The organism is Pantoea sp. nfd-35 (assembly GCF_056892255.1).
Genome location: NZ_CP122403.1, coordinates 3,597,091 through 3,619,369, shown reverse-complemented (window position 1 = coordinate 3,619,369; position 22,279 = coordinate 3,597,091). Strand labels below are relative to the sequence as shown.

Genomic DNA, 22,279 nt, shown 5'->3' with positions numbered 1-22,279 from the left:
TAATGTTTCCTGCAGAACAATTAAACAGAAAAGAAGTATTAATGTTTAATCAGCAGGATGAGCGGCAATAAATCGTTGCGATGATGGACAAAACAGCCATGCGAGAAGAAGTGTGAACCGCGTCGGGTCTGGTGACGGCCCACCCGCTGAAAAATGGCGGCGGGTGGGCAGGGGGATCAGGCTTTTTGCGTCTTATTTTTGACGAAATAGCCAATAGCAAGAACGATCAGCCAGACAGGAATCAACCAGACGGAGATGGCCATCCCCGGCGTCATGGCCATCAGAACCAGAATGCCGGCCAGGAACACCAGGCAAATCCAGTTACCCAGCGGGTAGAGAACGGCCTTGAATCGGGTGGTTACGCCTTGCTGATTTTTCTTTTTACGGAATTTCAGGTGCGCCAGGCTAATCATCGCCCAGTTGATGACCAGGGCAGAAACGACCAGCGACATCAACAGGCCAAACGCTTCAGCCGGCATAAGAAAGTTGAGCAGTACACACAATGCCGTGGCAACGGCCGACACCAGAATACTCATCACGGGCACACCGCGACGGTCCACGTTCAGCAGCGCTTTAGGTGCATTGCCCTGCTGCGCCAGACCAAACAGCATACGGCTGTTACAGTAAACGCAGCTGTTATAGACCGACAGCGCCGCAGTCAGAATGACGACGTTCAGCGCGTTAGCCACCATCGCATCGCCCAGCTCGTGGAAAATAAACACAAACGGGCTGGTTTCTGCGGTTACGCGCGTCCACGGCATTAAAGAAAGCAGTACCGCCAGCGAACCGATATAAAAGATCAGAATACGCCACAGCACCTGATTAGTGGCTTTAGGAATCGTGGTTTCAGGATTGTCCGCTTCGGCAGCCGTAATCCCTACCAGCTCCAATCCGCCGAACGAAAACATAATAATGGCCATGACCATCACCAGTCCGCCCAGGCCGTTGGGCATAAAGCCGCCTTGCTCCCACAGGTTGCGCACGGTGGCCTGTGGACCGCCGGTACCGCTAAACAGCAGCCAGCCGCCGAACAGGATCATGGCAATAACCGCAATCACCTTAATAATGGCGAACCAGAACTCCATCTCACCAAACACTTTTACATTGGTCAGGTTAACGGCGTTGATCAGCACAAAGAAGATGGCGGCTGAGGCCCAGGTAGGAAAATCAGGCCACCAGAACTGGATATACTTGCCCACCGCGCTCAGCTCGGCCATCGCCACCAGCACATACAGGACCCAGTAGTTCCAGCCGGAGGCAAAACCGGCGAAGTTGCCCCAGTATTTGTAAGCGAAATGGCTGAAGCTGCCGGCGACCGGCTCCTCTACGACCATTTCGCCGAGTTGGCGCATGATTAAAAAAGCGATAAATCCGGCAATGGCATAGCCTAAAATAACGGCCGGGCCAGCGGATTTGATAACCGACGCACTGCCCAGAAACAGGCCGGTTCCCACTGCACCACCCAGGGCAATCAACTGAATATGGCGGTTTTTTAAACCGCGCTTCAGCGATTCGCCGTGCTGTTGTTCCATACACACCTCATGATGTTGTTATTCTTCGCCGCAGGATGCTCTGACTGTAAAGAATTAAATACACGTAAGACTGATATTTTTAGGGAATCTGACTTGCGTAATGCCGCCAGCTGTAACCTGCCGACCAGAATAGTGATAAGCGCATGGCTTTGCACCTGCTTTCGCTTTACCTGTTACGAGTTGGCTGAAAAAGAAGCAGCGGAAAAGGGGGATGTTGACGAGGTGGGTAAAAAAAGAACCTGAACGCAGCGAAAGGAAAGCGCAGCGAGCTAAATCGGTTTAACTGGGAGCTTTGTGTAATTTTAGGTAAACCCGAAAAAATTTAACATTGAGTTAACACCCTGTTTTCCACTTTTCAACTCAACAGTTAATGCAAAAGCACAGCCTTACGTCACCTTAATGTCACCGATGCCGTATAGACACAAGGTGAATACTTTGTTACTTTACGGGCTCCTTTTTTGAATTGGTATTACCAATTTACTTTATCAGACAGGCACACTAAGAAGGGAAGATGGCTTACATTAAGATTCGTCAACCCAAACTCTCCGATGCCATTGAGCAGCAACTTGAATCCCTGATTATGGAAGGGACGCTGCAGCCGGGAGAGAAGTTGCTCCCCGAGCGCGAACTCGCCAAACAATTCGATGTTTCACGTCCGTCTCTCCGTGAGGCAATCCAGCGTTTAGAAGCGAAAGGATTGTTACTACGCCGTCAGGGCGGCGGAACATTTGTACAGAAACATCTCTGGCAGAGCGTGAGCGATCCTCTCGTTGGGCTTCTTGCCGAGCATCCGGAATCGCAGTTTGACCTGTTGGAAACGCGCCACGCGTTAGAAGGCATCGCCGCTTACTATGCCGCGCTGCGCGGTACAGAAGAGGATTTACAGCGGATTCGCGACTGCCATCTTCATATTCAGCAGGCGCAGGACAGCGGCGATCTCGACGCTGAAGCAGACGCAGTAATGAAGTATCAGATCGCTGTCACAGAAGCAGCCCATAATGTCGTGCTTTTGCATTTGCTACGATCAATGGGACCTATGCTGGAACAGAACGTTCGACAGAATTTTGAATTGCTCTACTCGCGCCGGGAAATGCTGGCGAAAGTGAGCGGTCACCGCGCCAGAATTTTCGAGGCGATTGTGGCTCGTGAGCCGGAACAAGCACGCGAGGCTTCACACCGTCACCTGGCGTTCATTGAGGAAATCTTGCTGGACAGAAGTCGGGAGCAGAGCCGTCGAGAACGCTCCCTGCGTCGTTTACAGCAACGTAAGGAATAACGTGCGGCAAAGATCGTGCGAACATGTGCGACGAGCCTGTCTCCCTGACGTTAACAGGCTCCCGATTTTTCAACGTATTAGACACAGATAAGGAATACCCCCATGTCAGAACGTTTACACAATGACGTGGATCCGATTGAAACTCGTGACTGGCTACAGGCGATCGAATCGGTCATCCGTGAAGAAGGTGTTGAACGTGCACAGTATCTGATTGATCAGGTGCTGAGTGCAGCCCGCAAAGGCGGTGTGAAAGTTGCTGGCGGTGCTGCCGCAATCAGTAACTACATCAACTCTATTGCCGTTGAAGATGAACCGGATTATCCGGGCAACACCTCACTTGAACGTCGTATCCGTTCCGCCATTCGCTGGAACGCCATCATGTCGGTGCTGCGCGCATCGAAGAAAGATCTGGAACTTGGCGGCCACATGTCCTCCTTCCAGTCTTCTGCCACCATCTATGAAGTGTGTTTTAACCACTTCTTCCGCGCGCGCAGTGAAAAAGACGGCGGCGATCTGGTGTACTTCCAGGGCCACATTTCTCCGGGTATCTATGCCCGTGCTTTCCTGGAAGGTCGTCTGACTGAAGAGCAGATGAATAACTTCCGTCAGGAAGTGGATGGCAAAGGCCTGTCCTCTTATCCGCATCCAAAACTGATGCCGGAATTCTGGCAGTTCCCGACCGTCTCCATGGGTCTGGGCCCACTCAATGCCATCTACCAGGCTAAATTCCTGAAATATCTGGAACACCGTGGTCTGAAAGATACCTCCGGTCAGACCGTTTACGCTTTCCTGGGCGACGGCGAGATGGATGAGCCAGAATCCAAAGGTGCGATCACCATCGCCACCCGTGAAAAACTGGATAATCTGGTTTTCATCATCAACTGTAACCTGCAGCGTCTGGATGGACCGGTCACCGGTAACGGTAAGATCATCAACGAGCTGGAAGGCATTTTTGCCGGTGCTGGCTGGGAAGTGATCAAGGTTATCTGGGGCGGTCGTTGGGATGAACTGCTGCGTAATGACACCAGCGGTAAACTGATCCAGCTGATGAACGAAACCGTTGACGGCGACTACCAGACGTTTAAGTCACGTGATGGTGCCTATGTGCGTGAGCACTTCTTCGGCAAATATCCGGAAACCGCTGCCCTGGTGAAAGACTGGTCAGATGATGAAATCTGGGCACTGAACCGTGGTGGTCACGATCCGAAGAAGATCTATGCGGCACTGAAAAAAGCGCAGGATACCAAAGGCAAGCCGGTTCTGATCCTGGCCCATACCATTAAAGGTTATGGTATGGGCGACACCGCCGAAGGTAAGAACATCGCGCACCAGGTGAAGAAGATGAACATGGATGGCGTTCGCTACATCCGCGATCGCTTCAACGTGCCGGTCGAAGACGACAAGATCGAATCTCTGCCTTACATCACCTTCGATAAAGGCTCTGAAGAGTACAACTATCTGCACGGCCAGCGTGAGAAGTTAGGCGGTTACCTGCCATCACGTCAGCCGAAGTTCACTGAAAAGCTGGAAATGCCAGCGCTGGAAGAGTTCAGTGCGCTGCTGGAAGAGCAGAACAAAGAAATCTCGACCACCATCGCGTTCGTGCGTGCACTGAATGTGATGCTGAAGAACAAATCGATCAAAGATCGCCTGGTGCCTATCCTTGCGGATGAAGCCCGTACTTTCGGTATGGAAGGCCTGTTCCGTCAGATTGGTATCTACAGCCCGAACGGTCAGCAGTACACACCGCAGGACCGTGAGCAGGTGGCTTACTATAAAGAAGACGAGAAAGGTCAGATTCTGCAGGAAGGGATTAACGAGCTGGGCGCAGGATCATCCTGGCTGGCGGCGGCAACCTCTTACAGCACCAACAACCTGCCGATGATTCCGTTCTACATCTATTATTCGATGTTCGGATTCCAGCGTATTGGCGATCTGATGTGGCTGGCGGGCGACCAACAGGCGCGGGGCTTCCTGGTCGGCGGTACATCAGGCCGTACCACCCTGAACGGCGAAGGTTTGCAGCATGAAGATGGCCACAGCCATATTCAGTCACTGACGATCCCTAACTGTATCTCCTACGATCCGTCGTATGCCTACGAAGTGGCAGTCATCATGCATGACGGTCTGGTTCGTATGTACGGCGAAGCGCAGGAAAATATTTATTACTACATCACCACGCTGAACGAAAACTACCACATGCCAGCGATGCCGAAAGGTGCCGAGGAAGGTATCCGTAAAGGTATCTACAAGCTGGAAACCGTTGAGGGTAGCAAAGGTAAAGTTCAGCTCTTGGGTTCAGGCTCTATCCTGCGTCACGTGCGTGAAGCTGCCCAGATTCTGGCGACCGATTACGGCATTGGTTCAGACGTTTACAGCGTCACCTCGTTCACCGAGCTGGCCCGCGATGGTCAGGACTGTGAGCGCTGGAACATGCTGCATCCAACGGAAGCCCCACGCGTGCCTTACATCGCTCAGGTGATGAACGAAGCGCCAGCCGTGGCCTCCACCGACTACATGAAGCTGTTCGCTGAGCAGGTTCGCAGCTATGTGCCTTCAAGCGATTACCGCGTGCTGGGTACGGATGGCTTTGGCCGCTCTGACAGTCGTGAAAATCTGCGTCACCACTTTGAAGTGGATGCATCTTACGTTGTGGTTGCCGCGCTGGGTGAACTGGCTAAACGTGGCGAAATCGATAAGAAAGTCGTGGCGGATGCGATCGTGAAGTTCAAGATCGATGCCGATAAAGTTAACCCGCGTCTGGCTTAAGAGGTAACAGAGTAATGGCTATTGAAATCAAGGTACCAGATATCGGGTCAGACGAAGTTGAAGTCACCGAAATTCTGGTCAAGGTTGGCGACAAGGTGGAAGCCGAGCAGTCGCTGATCACCGTGGAAGGCGATAAAGCCTCTATGGAAGTTCCCTCGCCGCAGGCTGGCGTGGTGAAAGAGATCAAAATCGCAACCGGTGACAAAGTGGAAACCGGTTCGCTGATCATGATGTTTGATGCTGAAGGCGCTGCGGAAGCAGCCCCTGCCGCCGCCGAAGAGAAGAAAGCGGACGCGGCGCCTGCGCCAGCCGCTGCTGCGGCCACTGCCAGCAAAGAAGTTGCTGTGCCGGATATCGGCGGTGACGAAGTTGAAGTCACTGAGATTCTGGTTAAGGTTGGCGATAAAGTCGAAGCCGAGCAGTCACTTATTGTCGTCGAAGGTGACAAAGCGTCAATGGAAGTTCCGGCTCCGTTCGCGGGTGTGGTCAAAGAGATCACCATTGCGACCGGCGACAAAGTCAGCACCGGTTCAGCCATCATGGTCTTTGAAGCAGAAGGTGCGGCACCGGCCTCTGATGCGAAGCCAGAAGTGAAAGAAGAAGCGGCATCGGCACCTGCCGCGGCTGCGGGCGCAAAAGACGTTAACGTTCCGGATATCGGGGGAGACGAAGTTGAAGTCACCGAGATCCTCGTTAAGGTTGGCGACAAGGTGGAAGCCGAGCAGTCACTGATCGTTGTTGAAGGCGACAAAGCCTCTATGGAAGTGCCAGCACCGTTTGCGGGTATCGTCAAAGAGCTGAAAGTCGCGACGGGCGATAAAGTCAGCACCGGCTCACTGATTATGGTCTTCGAAGTTGAAGGTGCTGCTCCGGCTGCCCCTGCGGCTGCGAAACAGGAAGCCGCACCGGCGCCTGCTGCCAAATCTGAAGCGAAAGCCGCAGCAGCACCTGCCGCCGCTAAAACAGAGAGCAAAGGTGAGTTCGCAGAGAACGACGCTTACGTTCACGCTACCCCGGTCATTCGTCGTCTGGCGCGTGAATTTGGCGTTAACCTGGCCAAAGTTAAAGGCACAGGTCGTAAAGGCCGTATTCTGAAAGAAGACGTTCAGGCTTACGTTAAAGATGCCGTGAAACGCGCAGAAGCCGCGCCAGCCGCCGCCAGCGGTGGCGGCCTGCCGGGCATGCTGCCATGGCCGAAGGTTGACTTCAGTAAGTTTGGTGAAGTTGAAGAAGTGGAGCTGGGCCGTATCCAGAAAATCTCGGGTGCGAACCTGAGCCGTAACTGGGTCATGATCCCACATGTTACGCACTTCGACAAAACCGATATTACCGAGCTTGAAGCTTTCCGTAAGCAGCAGAACGCCGAAGCGGAGAAGCGTAAGCTGGACGTGAAATACACGCCAGTGGTCTTCATCATGAAAGCGGTGGCGGCGGCGCTTGAGCAGATGCCACGCTTTAACAGCTCACTGTCTGAAGATGCGCAGAAGCTGACGTTGAAAAAGTACATCAACATCGGTGTGGCGGTGGATACGCCAAATGGCCTGGTGGTTCCGGTCTTTAAAGACGTGAACAAGAAGGGCATCACAGAACTGTCTCGTGAACTGATGGCGATCTCTAAAAAGGCGCGCGATGGCAAACTAACCGCAGGCGACATGCAGGGCGGCTGTTTCACCATCTCCAGCCTTGGCGGCCTGGGCACCACCCACTTTGCGCCGATTGTTAACGCGCCAGAAGTGGCCATCCTTGGTGTGTCAAAGTCAGCGATGGAGCCAGTGTGGAACGGTAAAGAGTTTGCACCACGTCTGATGATGCCAATCTCTCTGTCCTTCGATCACCGCGTTATCGACGGTGCAGATGGCGCACGTTTCATTACCATTATTGGCAATATGCTGTCAGACATTCGTCGTCTGGTTATGTAAAAAGCGCAAAAGGCCGGCAAATGCCGGCCTTTTTGTAACATTCAGGGCACCGCGGTTGGCAGTTTATTAACAATTCTGTAAACTCTTGCGGTGAACATGTCCCGGTGGAATAAGGACATCATGAGCCTATTCCATTAGGCATAATTGGCGCAGTCAGCTTGCGTACCTGCCACGCAAACCCGTCAACGGTAGGGTGGTAGCAACATACGCAATATGGCCAGTTAACTAGCCTAATGGGATAGGCTCAGCGTCTGACCCGCCGGAAATCCAATAAGAGGTCATGATGAGTACAGAGATTAAAACTCAGGTCGTGGTACTTGGGGCAGGTCCTGCAGGTTACTCTGCAGCTTTTCGTTGCGCTGACTTAGGTCTGGAAACCGTACTGGTTGAGCGCTACAGCACCCTCGGCGGTGTCTGTCTTAACGTAGGCTGTATCCCGTCTAAAGCGCTACTGCACGTTGCCAAAGTGATTGAAGAAGCGAAAGCGCTGGAAGAACACGGCATTGTGTTTGGTCAGCCGCAAACGGATATCAACAAAATCCGCAGCTGGAAAGAGAAGGTGATTAACCAGCTGACTGGCGGTCTGTCAGGCATGGCAAAAGGTCGTAAAGTCAAGGTTGTTAACGGCCTGGGCAAATTTACCGGTGCGAATACGCTGGTGGTTGAAGGTGAAGGTGGTGCAACCACCATTAACTTCGACAACGCCATTATCGCTGCGGGCTCACGCCCAATCGAGCTGCCGTTCATTCCTCATGAAGATCCTCGCGTGTGGGATTCAACCGATGCGCTGGAACTGAAAGAAGTGCCTAAACGTCTGCTGGTCATGGGCGGCGGTATTATCGGTCTGGAAATGGCGACGGTTTACCATGCGCTGGGTTCAGAGATCGACGTGGTTGAAATGTTCGACCAGGTTATCCCGGCTGCCGATAAAGACGTGGTGAAAGTCTTCACCAAACGTATCAGCAAGAAATTCAACCTGATGCTGGAAACTAAGGTGACCGCCGTTGAAGCAAAAGACGACGGTATCTATGTTTCAATGGAAGGTAAAAAAGCGCCAGGCGAAGCCCAGCGTTATGATGCGGTTCTGGTGGCAATTGGTCGCGTGCCAAACGGTAAGGGCATGGATGCAGATAAAGCCGGCGTTGAGGTTGACGACCGTGGCTTTATCCGCGTTGACAAACAAATGCGCACCAACGTGCCGCACATCTACGCTATCGGCGATATCGTCGGGCAGCCGATGCTGGCGCATAAAGGCGTGCATGAAGGCCACGTTGCGGCAGAAGTCATTTCAGGTCTGAAGCACTACTTCGATCCGAAAGTGATTCCGTCCATTGCCTATACTGAACCAGAAGTTGCCTGGGTTGGTCTGACCGAGAAAGAAGCGAAAGAGAAAGGCATCAGCTATGAAACTGCCACATTCCCGTGGGCAGCATCCGGCCGTGCTATTGCTTCTGACTGCGCAGACGGTATCACCAAACTGATTTTCGACAAAGAAACCCATCGCGTTATCGGTGGCGCCATCGTCGGTACTAACGGCGGTGAGCTGCTGGGCGAAATTGGTCTGGCCATTGAAATGGGCTGTGATGCAGAAGACATCGCATTGACCATCCATGCGCACCCGACCCTGCATGAGTCAGTAGGCCTGGCCGCTGAAATCTTTGAAGGCAGCATCACCGATCTGCCTAACGCGAAAGCGAAAAAGAAATAATTTTCAGAACTGAAATAGCGGCCCCTTATGGGGCCGTTTTTTTATGGCTTAGATTCAATCGGATAATGAAAGGAATAAAAGAAAGGGCGCCTGTGCTAACACCTTTACACGGGCAAAAATGGCGTAGTCAATCCCGCCATTAACGCATTTTTTACTGTCTGGTTTCGTTATTCAAGACAGCCGAAAGTTCAGTACTCATTATTCTGAGGCGAAGTTCACATAATGAACGTCAATTTGATAAACGTAATCCTAAGAGCATTGACCCGCTGATAACAAGCGAACCGTATTTCGACTTGATGGTGGCACCTCTCTTGATTTTTATCGTGAGAGGGGTTAGGGCTTGCAGTGTTGAGGTATCAGGGTTTCCCCGCTCGCACGCGTTAAAATTATTGTGAGCGGTTCCTGCCTCTTTCCACCTCAGATTCTCACGTCAGGCAGAATGATTCATGAGCCCAACCGCAGTCTGCGCATGTATTATTTCAGAGTCTCTTTATATTTTATTGGATTATTTAGTGAACCATTAATAAGATCGTCAGAGGTTAATACGTCCTGATTAAAAAGGTTTTATATTTACTTTTTGGCGCCTTTTTAATTTTTTTAACGCGAGATCGCGTTGTTATTCAATTTTTATGATTGCCTGCTTCGTTATTATTAAGGCGTAGCCAGTCAATAAAATGCCGCAACGGCGCAGAGACATAACGCCTGCCAGGATAATACAGCCAGAAGCCATCTGCATGTTGGGTAAAGCCACTGAGCAGTTCAACGAGTGCGCCGCGCTGCAGATGGGCGCTGACCACGGCTTCCTGTAAGAAGGCGATCCCTGCCCCTGAAAGGGCGGCCTGCAAAATCCGCTCGTTGTTATCCAGCACCAGCGGGCCACTGACCGCGACCTCCTGCCTTTGCCCCGCGTGCCAGAATTCCCAGCGATAGCGTCGGCCACTGGGGAAGCGGCGTTCGATGCAGGGAAATGCAAGCAGTTCATCCGGCGTTTGCGGTGCGCCATGACGTTCGATTAAGGCCGGGCTTGCGACAACCAGAGTGCGCATTGCCGGGCCAAAGGGCAGGGCAATCATATCCTGTGCCAGCACATCGCCATAGCGAATGCCTGCATCAAAACCCGCTTCCAGAATATCGACCAGCGCATCATTACTGTCAATTTCCAGCGTGATTTCCGGATAGCGCTGGATAAACGGCAGAATCAAGCTTTCAAAGAACAGTGTTTCAGCAGAACGCGGCATATTGAGTTTCAGCTTGCCGTGTGGACGCGCCCGCCAGTCATTAAGTTCATCCACGGCCTGAGAGAGTTCGACCAGCGCGGGTTGAATACGCTGGAGAAAATGCGCGCCCGCTTCGGTCAGGGAAACGTTGCGAGTGGTGCGGTTAAGCAGCCTCACGCCGAGCCGCTGCTCGAAATGGCGCATTGCATGGCTGAGTGCCGAGGGCGTGACGTTACGCGCCTGCGCGGCTTTGCGAAAGCTACGATGGTGCGCAATCGCACAAAACATTTCCAGTTCCTGAAGCGTTGCCCGGGATAGCGTCATTGATGAGTTTTTCTCACTGAATTAGAAAATTAAGCACAATTGTTGTTGCGATTGATGAGGATTATAACAATAACACCGCAATAATGAGGAAGATGTCATGCAACAACGTCAATTAGGTAATCAGGGTTTACAGGTATCGGCACTCGGGCTGGGCTGCATGGGCATGACCTTCGCCTATGGCAACACGGATGAGTCACAGGCATTAAATACGCTCTCCCGCGCATTTGAACTGGGCATTAATTTTCTGGATACCGCTGAGATCTACGGACCCTTCACAAACGAAGCGCTGATTGCAAAAGCCCTTAAAGGCCGCCGTGATAGCGTGACCGTTGCGACGAAATTTGGTTTTAGCATTAGCGGTGCCGGTCAGGGCTGGGAGAACATGACCGGTGTGAACAGTCAGCCACAGCATATTCGCGAGGCAGTAGAAGGATCTTTGACGCGTCTCGGCACCGATCATATTGACCTGCTTTATCAACATCGTTTCGATCCCGCGGTGCCGATCGAAGACGTGGTGGGCACGATGGCAGATTTAATTAATGAGGGAAAAGTGCGCTACCTCGGCCTGTCGGAAGTATCTGCCGCCACGCTGCGCCGTGCCTGTGCCGTACATCCGATTTCGGCCTTACAAAGCGAGTACTCACTTTGGACTCGCGATCCCGAGCAGGGCATTCTTGCTACCTGCCGCGAACTTAACGTCGGTTTCGTGCCATACAGCCCTCTGGGCCGCGGTTTTCTGACCGGTAAGCTGGCAGCGGTGACCGACCTTGATCCGCATGATTTCCGCCGTGGCTTGCCGCGTTTCCAGCAGCAGTCACAGCAACATAACCAAAAGTTAGTGGATCAACTGATGGAGATGGCGCGGGGTTATGGTATTTCTGCGGCTCAACTGGCACTGGCGTGGGTTTTAGCGAAGGGTGAGGATATCGTGCCTATTCCGGGAGCAAGCAAAGTCCACCATCTGGAAGAAAACTGTGCCGCCGCGTCAGTTGCCCTGAAAAAGGTCGACATCGACATGCTGGATACTGTGTTTGCCCCGGAAAACATTCGCGGTGAGCGCTACGCCAATGCAGAATACGGTATGATCGACCGCTAAACGTAATCGGGTATGACTGTGTTAGCAGGCGGGGCTTTACGCCCTGCTTTTTTTCCGTTTACACCGGATTAGTTAGCGCATTCTGCTACAGAAAACCCTAATGTTGCTTTTTTGTAAACAGATTAACAAGGCGGTTAAATCCTGCTATGCTGCCCCACGCGGAACCGGGCACCTTACCCTACTCATGGAATGCGTTGTCATCAGGGTGCACCGGAAACCCATACAATGAGAGCGAGGAGAACGTCGTGCTAGAAGAATACCGTAAGCACGTTGCCGAGCGTGCTGCCCAAGGGATCGTACCTAAGCCATTAGATGCTTCCCAAATGGCCGCGCTGGTTGAACTGCTAAAAAATCCACCTGCGGGTGAAGAAGAATTTTTGACCGATTTGTTGGTCAACCGCGTACCACCCGGCGTCGATGAAGCGGCGTATGTTAAAGCAGGTTTCCTGGCTGCTGTCGCCAAAGGCGAAACAACCTCTCCTCTGGTATCTCCTGAAAAAGCTGTTGAACTGCTCGGTACCATGCAGGGCGGCTACAACATCCATCCTCTGATTGAAGCATTAGATGATGCGAAACTCGCACCGATTGCGGCAAAAGCGCTTTCCCACACGTTGCTGATGTTTGACAGCTTTTACGACGTAGAAGAAAAAGCCAAAGCAGGCAATCCACACGCGAAGCAGGTGATGCAGTCGTGGGCGGATGCCGAATGGTATCTGTCACGTCCTGAGCTGGCTGAAAAAATTACCGTTACGGTTTTCAAAGTCACGGGTGAAACCAACACCGATGACCTGTCTCCGGCACCGGATGCCTGGTCACGTCCGGATATCCCACTGCATGCCCTGGCGATGCTGAAAAATGCCCGTGAAGGCATTGAGCCGGATGAGTCAGGCAACATCGGTCCGATCAAACAGATCGAAGCACTGCAGGCCAAAGGTTTCCCGCTGGCCTATGTGGGCGACGTTGTGGGCACAGGTTCATCCCGTAAATCGGCCACCAACTCGGTGCTGTGGTTTATGGGCGATGACATCCCTAACGTGCCGAATAAAAAAGGCGGTGGTGTTGTTCTGGGCGGCAAGATTGCGCCTATCTTCTTCAACACCATGGAAGATGCCGGCGCGCTGCCGATCGAAGTGGATGTGAACGACCTGAATATGGGTGATGTCATTGATATCTATCCGTTTAAAGGCGAAGTGCGCAATCACGAAACCGGCGATCTGCTGGCCAGTTTTGAACTGAAAACCGACGTGCTGATTGATGAAGTGCGTGCCGGTGGCCGTATTCCACTGATCATCGGTCGTGGCCTGACCAGCAAAGCGCGTGAATCCCTGGGGCTGCCTGTCAGCACCGTGTTCCGTATCGCGAAAGACGTGGCGGAAAGCTCACGTGGCTACTCACTGGCGCAGAAAATGGTTGGCCGCGCCTGTGGCGTGGACGGCGTCCGTCCGGGTGCCTATTGCGAACCGAAAATGACCTCGGTGGGCTCGCAGGATACCACCGGTCCTATGACCCGCGACGAGCTGAAAGACCTGGCATGTCTGGGCTTCTCTGCCGATCTGGTGATGCAGTCGTTCTGTCACACGGCGGCTTATCCTAAGCCAGTCGATGTGAACACGCACCACACGCTGCCAGACTTCATCATGAACCGTGGCGGCGTTTCCCTGCGTCCTGGAGATGGGGTAATTCACTCCTGGCTGAACCGTATGCTGCTGCCGGATACCGTCGGCACCGGTGGCGATTCCCACACCCGCTTCCCAATCGGTATTTCCTTCCCGGCAGGTTCGGGTCTGGTTGCCTTTGCGGCAGCGACCGGCGTTATGCCACTGGATATGCCGGAATCGGTACTGGTACGTTTTAAAGGTAAAATGCAGCCCGGCATTACGCTGCGCGATCTGGTTCACGCCATTCCGCTGTATGCGATTAAGCAGGGCCTGTTAACCGTTGAGAAGAAAGGCAAGAAGAACATCTTCTCCGGTCGCATCCTTGAAATTGAAGGTCTGCCCGATCTGAAAGTGGAGCAGGCGTTCGAACTGACCGATGCGTCTGCTGAGCGTTCTGCTGCAGGCTGTACCATCAAGCTGGATCAGGCGCCGATCAAAGAGTATCTGACATCTAACATTGTCCTGCTGAAATGGATGATCTCAGAAGGCTACGGCGATCGTCGTACGCTTGAGCGCCGTATCGAAGGCATGGAGAAATGGCTGGCGGATCCACAGCTGCTCGAAGCCGACGCCGATGCAGAATATGCTGCGGTGATTGACATCGATCTGGCGGAGATCAAAGAGCCGATTCTGTGCGCGCCAAACGATCCCGACGATGCGCGTCTGCTGTCAGATGTGCAGGGCGAGAAGATTGATGAAGTCTTTATCGGTTCGTGCATGACCAACATCGGTCACTTCCGCGCGGCAGGTAAGTTGCTGGACAGCCACAAAGGCCAGCTGCCAACCCGTTTGTGGGTCGCACCACCGACCAAAATGGATGCGGCACAGCTGACGGAAGAAGGCTACTACAGCGTGTTCGGTAAGAGCGGTGCGCGTATCGAGATCCCGGGTTGTTCACTGTGCATGGGTAACCAGGCACGTGTCGCCGATGGCGCAACGGTCGTTTCGACCTCAACCCGTAACTTCCCGAACCGTTTAGGTACAGGGGCTAACGTCTACCTGGCTTCTGCGGAGCTGGCGGCGGTCTCATCACTGTTAGGTAAGCTGCCAACGCCAGATGAGTATCAGCAGTTTATGGCGCAGGTGGATAAAACGGCTAGCGATACCTATCGCTATCTCAACTTTGACCAGTTGAGCCAGTACACTGAAAAAGCGGATGGCGTGATTTTCCAGACCGCCGTCTGATTGCTGACCGTTGGTCCATTTAAGAGGGACGCTCTGGCGTTCCTCTTTTTTATGCCTGAAAAGTGTCCTGAAGGAAGCCGGATGTGTGCGCTAAGCAGGTGCATGGTAATGAAAATAGCGGTATAACAGCGCGAGTGACTGATAAAGAGATAAGATCATGGAGTATGAATTTCTACGTGACATCACGGGCAAAGTGAAAGTTCGTATGTCGATGGGACATGAAGCACTGGGCCACTGGTTTAATGAAGAGGTCGAGCACGATGCCAGCGTGCTGGATGAGGTAGAAGCGGAAGCCCATAAATTAAAAGGAAGTGAACGTCAGTGGCAACGTATCGGGCGGGAATACACGCTGTGGATGGATGACGAAGAGGTGATTGTCCGCGCGAATACGCTGAATTTTGAAGGCGATGAAATGGAAGAGGGCATGAATTATTACGACGAAGAAAGCTTGTGCTTCTGCGGTATGGAGGATTTTCTGGCGGTCATTGCTGCCTGGCGGCGCTTCATGCAAAACAGATAATACCGGTGAGTATTGCAGGCCCTGTGGTTCCCCTCCGTATTGATTGATTATGCTCAACTAACCGCGCGCTATTCTGCGATTCATGCCGCAATTTTCCTCTTAATGATTTAATATCATCATGGTGATTATAATTAATCATAATGGTGATAATATGGATATTAAAGCAACAGTTGAAAAAATCCCGGGCGGTATGATGGTTGTCCCGCTGGTTTTAGGGGCCATCGTGAATACGCTCGCGCCCGAAGCCTTACAGGTGGGCGGCTTTACCACCGCGCTTTTTAAAGAAGGTGCACCTGCTCTGATTGGGGCATTTTTGTTTTGTATGGGCGCAGGGATATATATCAAAGCGGCACCCAAAGCCTTGTTGATAGGCGGTGGCGTCACGGCAAGCAAGTTTCTTGTTGCTGTGGCCGTGGGCTTTGCTGTGGATACCTTTTTTGGCGCGGAGGGGCTGTGGGGACTGACGTCGGTCGCCGTCATTTCGGCCATGAGCAATACGAATGGCGGCCTTTATGCTGCGCTCGCGGGGGAGTTTGGCCAGGACAATGAAGTCGGCGCGACCCCCGTGATCTCCCTTAACGATGGTCCGGTACTCACCATGATTGCCCTGGGCGCGGCAGGGATGGCAAATATTCCTGTCATGTCGGTGGTGGTGGTGATCGTCCCCATGCTGCTGGGCATGTTGCTCGGTAATCTCGATCCAAAAATGCGCGATTTTTTGTCTCAGGGCGGCCCGATACTGATTCCCTTCTTTGCCTTTGCGTTGGGCGCCAGCATTGATTTTGCCATGCTGCTCAAAGGCGGGCTGGCTGGCATTGTTCTGGGGGGCTTAACCACGCTCGTCGGCGGCTTCTTTAATATAAAAGTCGATCGCTTGTTAGGTGGCAGCGGAATTGCCGGCGCGGCGGCATCCAGCACGGCGGGCAATGCTGTCGCCACGCCTGTTGCTATTGCTCACGCCGATCCCGCCCTGGCGGACGTCGTTGCGTCGGCCACGCCGCTGGTCGCGACGTCGGTCATTGTTACCGCAATTTTAACGCCCATGCTGACCTCATGGGTGGCAAAGAGTAATCAGCAGCGATCGCTGTCATCCACGGAGAAGTTATGATGAAAATGCTTGTCATCGCCGACGATTTTACGGGCGCAAACGATACCGGTGTCCAGTTGGCCAAAAAGGGCGCACGCACCGAAGTGATGCTGACGCCACAGCAGAAACCCTCGCGGCGGACTGACGTACTCGTCATCAACACGGATAGCCGGGCGCTTAGCGCAGAGCAGGCGAGCATTGCCGTTACTCAGGCGCTTTCTGCCTGGCTGGGCACGACGCAAAATAACGTACTGATTTATAAAAAAATCGACTCGACCTTGCGGGGGAACCCCGGGGCAGAGATTGCCGCGGCTATGGCGGCAAGTGGTGCCACGCTGGCGATCGTTGCCGCGGCCATACCTTCGGCAGGCCGCATCACGCGCCAGGGTGAGTGCCTGGTGCACCAGCGTCCGTTGCTGGAGACAGAGTTTGCCAGCGATCCTCGCACCCCGATTATTTCGTCGCGAATCAGTACGCTTATCGGCTTACAGACTCGTCTGCCGGTGAGTGAAATGTCGCTGGACGTGGTAAGAGGCGGTGAGCTACGTGCCCGGCTTGAAAGTCTGGCCCGGCAGGGAGGGGGCATCGTGGTCATGGATGCCGAAAATGATAACGATCTGACGCTAATTGCCCAGGCCGCCCTGGCCATGACCCGGCCCCCTTTATTGGTCGGTGCGGCGGGGCTGGCGAATGCACTTCCGGCTGAAAGTTACATGACTATGCATCAAACTCTGCCCGTATTGGTGGTGGCAGGCTCAATGAGTGAAATGACCCGACGTCAGGTTGAGCAGGCGCAGCGCTCAGGACGCGTTGACGTTGTCAGAATAGCGGTACAAACCCTTCTGGGGCCTAAAGATGAGTGCGAGCATATCGTGGCCCAGGCGTGCGAGATTCTGATGCAGAACAGGCACTGTGTTCTTCAGACCAGCAGCAGCGTTGACGATCGTAATCAGATTGATGCTCTGACCGCGCACTACGAACTGAGTCGAGAAGCCTTAGGTGAAAAGCTGAGTCAGCGGCTGGGAGAAATCACGTTGGCGATTCTCGATCGTGCTCGTACCGGCGGCCTGTTTCTCACCGGTGGGGACATCGCTATTGCGGTGGCTAACGCATTGGGCGCTGAAGGTTATCGTATTCAGAGCGAAGTCGCTCCCTGTATCCCCTGCGGCACCTTCGTGAACAGTGAAATTGATGACCTGCCGGTTATTACCAAGGCGGGGGGATTTGGCACAGACAGTACGCTATGCGAAGCCCTGCACTACATAGAAGAGTTGTATCTCCAACCCTAAGCCCGGGCCTGTACATCGGCGACGTTGCAGTCGATGTGCAGGTTAAAATCGATTTCAGAGAGCACAAGGTAGGGCTGATTTGTATTAAGAGCACGGGGCACAGGGCAATATTTAACGCCGCGCGCGATGTTCTGTTTTATTAAAATATAACCTTTCACCAAAAAGATGAGGAGATGACAGGCGGTTTTGACATGAGTGATAACATTTAATTGGTTAATAATGCGATGGCGCTAAGTCAAATTAACGTTGCACTTTATTCCTTCAACGCAATGTTGTAAGCATTTTCATTCTCATCTCTTTTAAAAGTCTTTGATTTTAATCTTTTTTATTTCGGTGGGTTAATTCACGCTCCGCTGAAGCTGCATAGTGATAGATAAGCATCTCTGCGATTTTTTGAAGTGGCTTAAAATTAAAAAGGTAACGCAGTGGAAATTTCAGCAACTGCGTTAATAATCAACTGGACATTAATGCGTTTATATTGGCGTCACTCATTTTTGGGTGCGTTAACAGGCTTTTCATTAAATTTACATGCCTGATTATTAATGTTTTTGCCATTAGTCTCAGTTAATTAATGGAATTTATTTATTTTTTTCCACTCGCGGAGAAATTATGCTCAGCAACACATCTATCAGAACACGACTCTATATTGCATTTGGCGCGATTACGCTGGTCATGATTGTCGTTTGTGGCATGTTTTATGCCGGGTTTGGCCGGGTAACACAAGCCAGCCAGCTTAATATTCATACTTATCAGGTTGTTGAAGGATTAAACAAGGCCACCGAAAACCTGCTTAATATGGAGACGGGCGTGCGTGGTTTTGCGCTCAACGGCAAACCGCAGATGCTGGTCCCGTTTAATGAAGGAAAACAGGCATTCAGTCGATATATAGAGAGTACGCATCAGCTGACCCAGGATAATCCGGAACAGCAGAAACGTTTAGTTGATTTGGAAAACAGACAAAAGGCCTGGCTGGAAACCTATGCCCAAAAGGTGATCGATGCGCGCGAACGCCTGAATCAGGGCTCGCTGGATCAGCAGCGCTTTTTTGAGCTCTTTGCCTCGGGTGAAGGGAAAGTTCAAATGGATGCGATGCGCTCTGTCATTGAGTCAATGATTGCCACTGAAAAATCGTTGCTGCAGGCCCGTGCAGACGAGTTAATCACTGAGCGTACAAAGACCAGAATGACGTTAACAGGCGGGCTGGTGCTTTCGACAGCCATCTCATTGGTGCTGGGACTGCTTATTTCCCGTAGCATTTCCCGTCCTCTGACGCTGGCGGTGAATACGGCTGATACCATCGCCCGGGGCGACCTGACCTCCGTGATTACCGTGGATCGAAAGGATGAGACCGGCAAGCTGCTTGCGGCGCTGGCCAATATGCAAAATCATCTGCGGACACTGGTTTCTCAGATCAAAGACTCCGCTGCGTCGGTTGAACTGGCAGCCAGCGAAATCGCACAGGGAAATACAGAGCTCTCTTCCCGCACGGAGGAGCAGGCTGCCGCGTTGCAGCAGACGGCAGCCAGTATGGAGCAGATTACCGCTACCGTGCGCAACAACACTTCCGTCGCAGAATCCACCGCCTCTTCGGCTCGCGAGACGGAATCGCTGACCCGCGCCAGTGAAAAAGCCGTCAATGAAATGAGTCAGACCATGCACAGCATTTCGGTGAGTGCGGCCAAGGTCAAAGAGATTACGGCGGTCATTCAGAGCATCGCGTTTCAGACGAACATTCTGGCGCTGAATGCCGCCGTTGAAGCAGCAAGAGCAGGTGAACATGGTCGCGGTTTTGCCGTGGTGGCGAGCGAAGTCCGGACGCTGGCTCAACGCAGCGCCTCGTCGTCACGAGAAATCGGCACCCTGATTGAAGAAGCCGTCAGTGGCGTCGAGAAAGGCGTAAAAGCGGCAGATAATACGGCACACAGTATTCTTAAAGCCGCGAGCGAGGTCGCCTCGCTGGCACAATATATGGATGGGCTGGCTCTGGCATCGGTAGAACAAATGCAGGGCGTTTCGCAGGTCAGCGTGGCTGTGACCCAAATGGACAGCGTAACGCAGAGCAACGCGGCGTTGGTCGAACAGTCCGCTTCTGCATCTCAGTCGTTAACGGAACAGGCAAGGAGCCTGAGAGTATTAACGGCCGCGTTTCAGATCTGATGCCCATCGGCCAGCCAGGGTAAATCATGCCTGGCTGGCTGTGCCGGATGGCTTAACGGGTCAGAAAGTTTTCCAGTTCGTGACCATTATTGCCCGCTTTATCAAATTGCGCCGCGTAGTAATCGCAATTATGTTTCTTATGACGTGAAAGCGCTGCCATTTTCCGGATTTCCTTTATCCCTTTTCCTTTCAGCCCACAGGCCAGCCGCTCAAGTGCACGGGCGTTTTCAAACTGATCGAACGCGCGGGGATAGATCAGTTGGGGAACGCCATTCTTGAGTAACTGCGCGGTGGTGCCAATACCGCCATGATGAATGGCAAATAAGCACGTTTCGACAAGGGCAATATTCAGTTGAGGTACGGTCATCACGTCATCGTTCACCGACAAGGCGGTTGCTGTTGGCGTAACAAGTACGCATTTTAACCCCTCAGCTTTTAAGTCCTGCAATATCTGGCTAACGGACTTTTTCTCAGCCAGTGCCCAACTGGTAAAAAACACCACCGTCCGGGAGTCAATAAAGGCGGTAATCTGTTCGTCATCCGTTGATGCACGGCTTTTATTAAGCATAAAACCAGCGTAAAACCCGTTACGCGCTTTTTTCTGATAGAACCAGGGTTCATATAACACGATCGAACGCTGTCCACCGCTCACCCAGTCAGCATAAATATTTCGACAGGCGGGCAGGTGATTGTCGCGGCGTAATTTGTCCAGCGTATCCTGAAGTGCGGGTGACACCAGTGCGCGTTGAAATAAGGCCAGTTTCCAGTTCAGATTCACTCTCAGGCCTTTTTCCAGCGCGTTAATCACGCGCCCGGGCTGCAATTTTAAATTTGAATTGGTCAGGCTGATTGCATATTTCTTAATCTGGTATTTGTCACTTACCGCTTTTGCAGCGAAGCACCATAAAGAATGAATGATAATGCAGTCATCATCCACAAGGGCGCTCATGGCATTGAACATGGCTTCCTGCTGTTCCGCCATATAGTGTGAGATACGTTTCAGAGAGTGCTTTTTTTCCCACAGCGAACGGTCCTGTACCGCGTTGACGTACGTTTCTTTATCGCCCACCGCAACAAAGGAAAGTCCGCGAGAAACGGCTTCTGACCTGAAGTAATCGTTAGCGAGCAAATAAACATCGTGATTTTTTTCTTTCAGAAGCGATCCAATTTCAATACAGGGAAAGACATCGCCAGCTGAGCCGAGTGCGCCAATGATCACTTTCATTTCAGACACCAATCTGGTTAAAAATGGTGTTAAAGGCGGCAGCCGTACGCTCCCGGCTAACTTTTCCTTCCAGATCTAAAAAGTGTCCCGCATCTCTGATCTGATAAAAGCAGGTTTTGTCCGACTCGCCGCAAATCTCTTCAATGTTTTTCTGCGGCGTATGAATATCCAGATCGCCATTGATAAAGTGAAACTGACATGCCGAATTATCGATAATACTTTTGTAGTCATGATTGCGAATATTAGCGATTTGCTCAAGGTGGAAGCGCCCCTGGCGGTACTCAATTTCATCCAGCGTGGTGAGGTGTCTGAAATTGCAGAATTTCATTTTGTTCGGCAAATAGGCGCCGACTTCTTCGTTCATCAAATGCGCAAGATCGACAAATTTTTTCTCTTTTGAGTACAGATTTGCCTGTTTAACGTAGGTGCGCATTCGATCGTTAAATTCGAAAGAGTAAGACGCAATAATGGCGTGTTCCAGGCCATCTTCGCCGTTATTTAACAGCTTCAGCGTCGATGCGCCGCCCCACGAAGCAGAGGCAATAATGTTAGGCTTATAGATTGAAATAATTTCCCGAATGATCGCCACTTCATCATCCAGCGTAACGATATTACAGTCCTGCTCATTGTAGGGTTTCGATTTGCCGGAAAAAGGCAGATCGAACGTAATCACATCTGATTTATCCGCCAGAAACCGCTTCCAGTTCCGAAAGGAAGACGAGGTCGCCAGCGCGCCATTTATCAGGATGGTCCTGTTACGTGTGGGCACGCTGCATTTCACTAATTCCACATAAACGTTAAGTTTGTTTATGTTTATAACAGAGTATGCGTGACTCATATCACTCTCCTTACCAACGATTACCCGCGAAAAGTAAATTTTTTTAATGTATATCACAGGGTGATGTGATCATTAAGTTATTTTTATGTTTTATTGGTTTTTTTAATGGGATTAATTTTATGCCTATGATAGTTAAGGTTTTTAACGAGGTTTTAGATGACTAACCTTAAATGGCTTACTTTTAATCAAAAATTAAGCTTATGTTTTCTTGCGATACAATGTGATCTTCCTCATGGAAAAAGCATTGGTTAGCATGGCGTAAAGCGATGCAGTTTGTTAGGTCACATCATTTTCATTACAGAAATTCATGTTAACTAAATTAATGATTTGGGCGGATCTGGATTGGTTTTTTAGTGTTTAGTACTGAATATTTGAATTAATACCTGTGTTGTAGCGGAAAAGAGACAAGAACGGCCGGAGGAGGGCAGCGATGACAGCGCTGAGCAGGAGAAAGTGAGACGCGGGGTTCTGCGCGTATT

General features: G+C 51.9%; 14 protein-coding genes. 10 read left to right on the top strand and 4 right to left on the bottom strand.

Annotated features, from left to right (window positions below; genetic code table 11):
* Positions 1-176 precede the first annotated feature (176 nt).
* On the bottom strand, positions 177-1,532 hold the full coding sequence (gene aroP / locus P9J57_RS16880) for an aromatic amino acid transporter AroP (RefSeq protein ID WP_014592927.1): 1,356 nt from the start codon (positions 1,530-1,532) through the stop codon (positions 177-179).
* 511 nt (positions 1,533-2,043) lie between these two features.
* On the opposite strand from aroP, the gene pdhR reads away from it, so the two are divergent.
* The 4 genes from pdhR (at position 2,044) to lpdA (ending at position 9,204) form a co-directional block, all read left to right on the top strand.
* Positions 2,044-2,808, top strand: coding sequence for a pyruvate dehydrogenase complex transcriptional repressor PdhR (pdhR, locus tag P9J57_RS16875; RefSeq protein ID WP_013024636.1), 765 nt, complete (start codon positions 2,044-2,046; stop codon positions 2,806-2,808).
* Between the two features lie 102 nt (positions 2,809-2,910).
* Complete coding sequence (aceE, locus tag P9J57_RS16870; RefSeq protein ID WP_014592928.1) at positions 2,911-5,577, top strand: pyruvate dehydrogenase (acetyl-transferring), homodimeric type; 2,667 nt, start codon at positions 2,911-2,913, stop codon at positions 5,575-5,577.
* Positions 5,578-5,591: 14 nt separating this feature from the next.
* Complete coding sequence (gene aceF, locus P9J57_RS16865; protein WP_014606576.1) at positions 5,592-7,496, top strand: pyruvate dehydrogenase complex dihydrolipoyllysine-residue acetyltransferase; 1,905 nt, start codon at positions 5,592-5,594, stop codon at positions 7,494-7,496.
* A gap of 283 nt (positions 7,497-7,779) precedes the next feature.
* Positions 7,780-9,204 (top strand): dihydrolipoyl dehydrogenase, encoded by a 1,425-nt coding sequence (gene lpdA, locus P9J57_RS16860; protein WP_014606575.1) that lies wholly within the window; start codon positions 7,780-7,782, stop codon positions 9,202-9,204.
* Between the two features lie 620 nt (positions 9,205-9,824).
* Here lpdA and P9J57_RS16855 read toward each other — a convergent pair.
* Positions 9,825-10,745, bottom strand: coding sequence for a LysR family transcriptional regulator (locus P9J57_RS16855; RefSeq protein WP_013024640.1), 921 nt, complete (start codon positions 10,743-10,745; stop codon positions 9,825-9,827).
* Between the two features lie 97 nt (positions 10,746-10,842).
* Here P9J57_RS16855 and P9J57_RS16850 point away from each other — a divergent pair, with 97 nt between their 5' ends.
* The 6 genes from P9J57_RS16850 to P9J57_RS16825 all read left to right on the top strand — a co-directional run bounded on the left by P9J57_RS16850 (position 10,843) and on the right by P9J57_RS16825 (position 19,737).
* Complete coding sequence (locus P9J57_RS16850) at positions 10,843-11,841, top strand: aldo/keto reductase (protein ID WP_013024641.1); 999 nt, start codon at positions 10,843-10,845, stop codon at positions 11,839-11,841.
* Positions 11,842-12,086: 245 nt separating this feature from the next.
* Complete coding sequence (gene acnB / locus P9J57_RS16845) at positions 12,087-14,684, top strand: bifunctional aconitate hydratase 2/2-methylisocitrate dehydratase (RefSeq protein ID WP_085980279.1); 2,598 nt, start codon at positions 12,087-12,089, stop codon at positions 14,682-14,684.
* A gap of 157 nt (positions 14,685-14,841) precedes the next feature.
* Positions 14,842-15,204 (top strand): protein YacL, encoded by a 363-nt coding sequence (gene yacL / locus P9J57_RS16840; protein WP_013024643.1) that lies wholly within the window; start codon positions 14,842-14,844, stop codon positions 15,202-15,204.
* A 151-nt stretch (positions 15,205-15,355) separates the two neighbouring features.
* The gene (locus P9J57_RS16835; RefSeq protein ID WP_015700944.1) at positions 15,356-16,312 is read left to right on the top strand and encodes a 2-keto-3-deoxygluconate permease; all 957 of its coding nucleotides are present in this window, start codon (positions 15,356-15,358) and stop codon (positions 16,310-16,312) included.
* Positions 16,312-17,580 (top strand): D-threonate kinase, encoded by a 1,269-nt coding sequence (dtnK, locus tag P9J57_RS16830; RefSeq protein ID WP_026021065.1) that lies wholly within the window; start codon positions 16,312-16,314, stop codon positions 17,578-17,580. Before P9J57_RS16835 ends, dtnK begins: the two co-directional genes overlap by 1 nt.
* A 609-nt stretch (positions 17,581-18,189) precedes the next feature.
* The gene (locus P9J57_RS16825; protein ID WP_013024646.1) at positions 18,190-19,737 is read left to right on the top strand and encodes a methyl-accepting chemotaxis protein; all 1,548 of its coding nucleotides are present in this window, start codon (positions 18,190-18,192) and stop codon (positions 19,735-19,737) included.
* A gap of 52 nt (positions 19,738-19,789) precedes the next feature.
* Here the strand turns inward: P9J57_RS16825 and P9J57_RS16820 are convergent, their stop codons facing one another.
* Both P9J57_RS16820 and P9J57_RS16815 read right to left on the bottom strand, forming a co-directional pair.
* The gene (locus tag P9J57_RS16820) at positions 19,790-20,962 is read right to left on the bottom strand and encodes a nucleotide disphospho-sugar-binding domain-containing protein (RefSeq protein WP_089517587.1); all 1,173 of its coding nucleotides are present in this window, start codon (positions 20,960-20,962) and stop codon (positions 19,790-19,792) included.
* A gap of 1 nt (position 20,963) precedes the next feature.
* Positions 20,964-21,731: an alpha/beta fold hydrolase gene (locus P9J57_RS16815; RefSeq protein ID WP_227008665.1), complete on the bottom strand. Its 768-nt coding sequence runs from the start codon at positions 21,729-21,731 to the stop codon at positions 20,964-20,966.
* Positions 21,732-22,279: the final 548 nt, after the last annotated feature.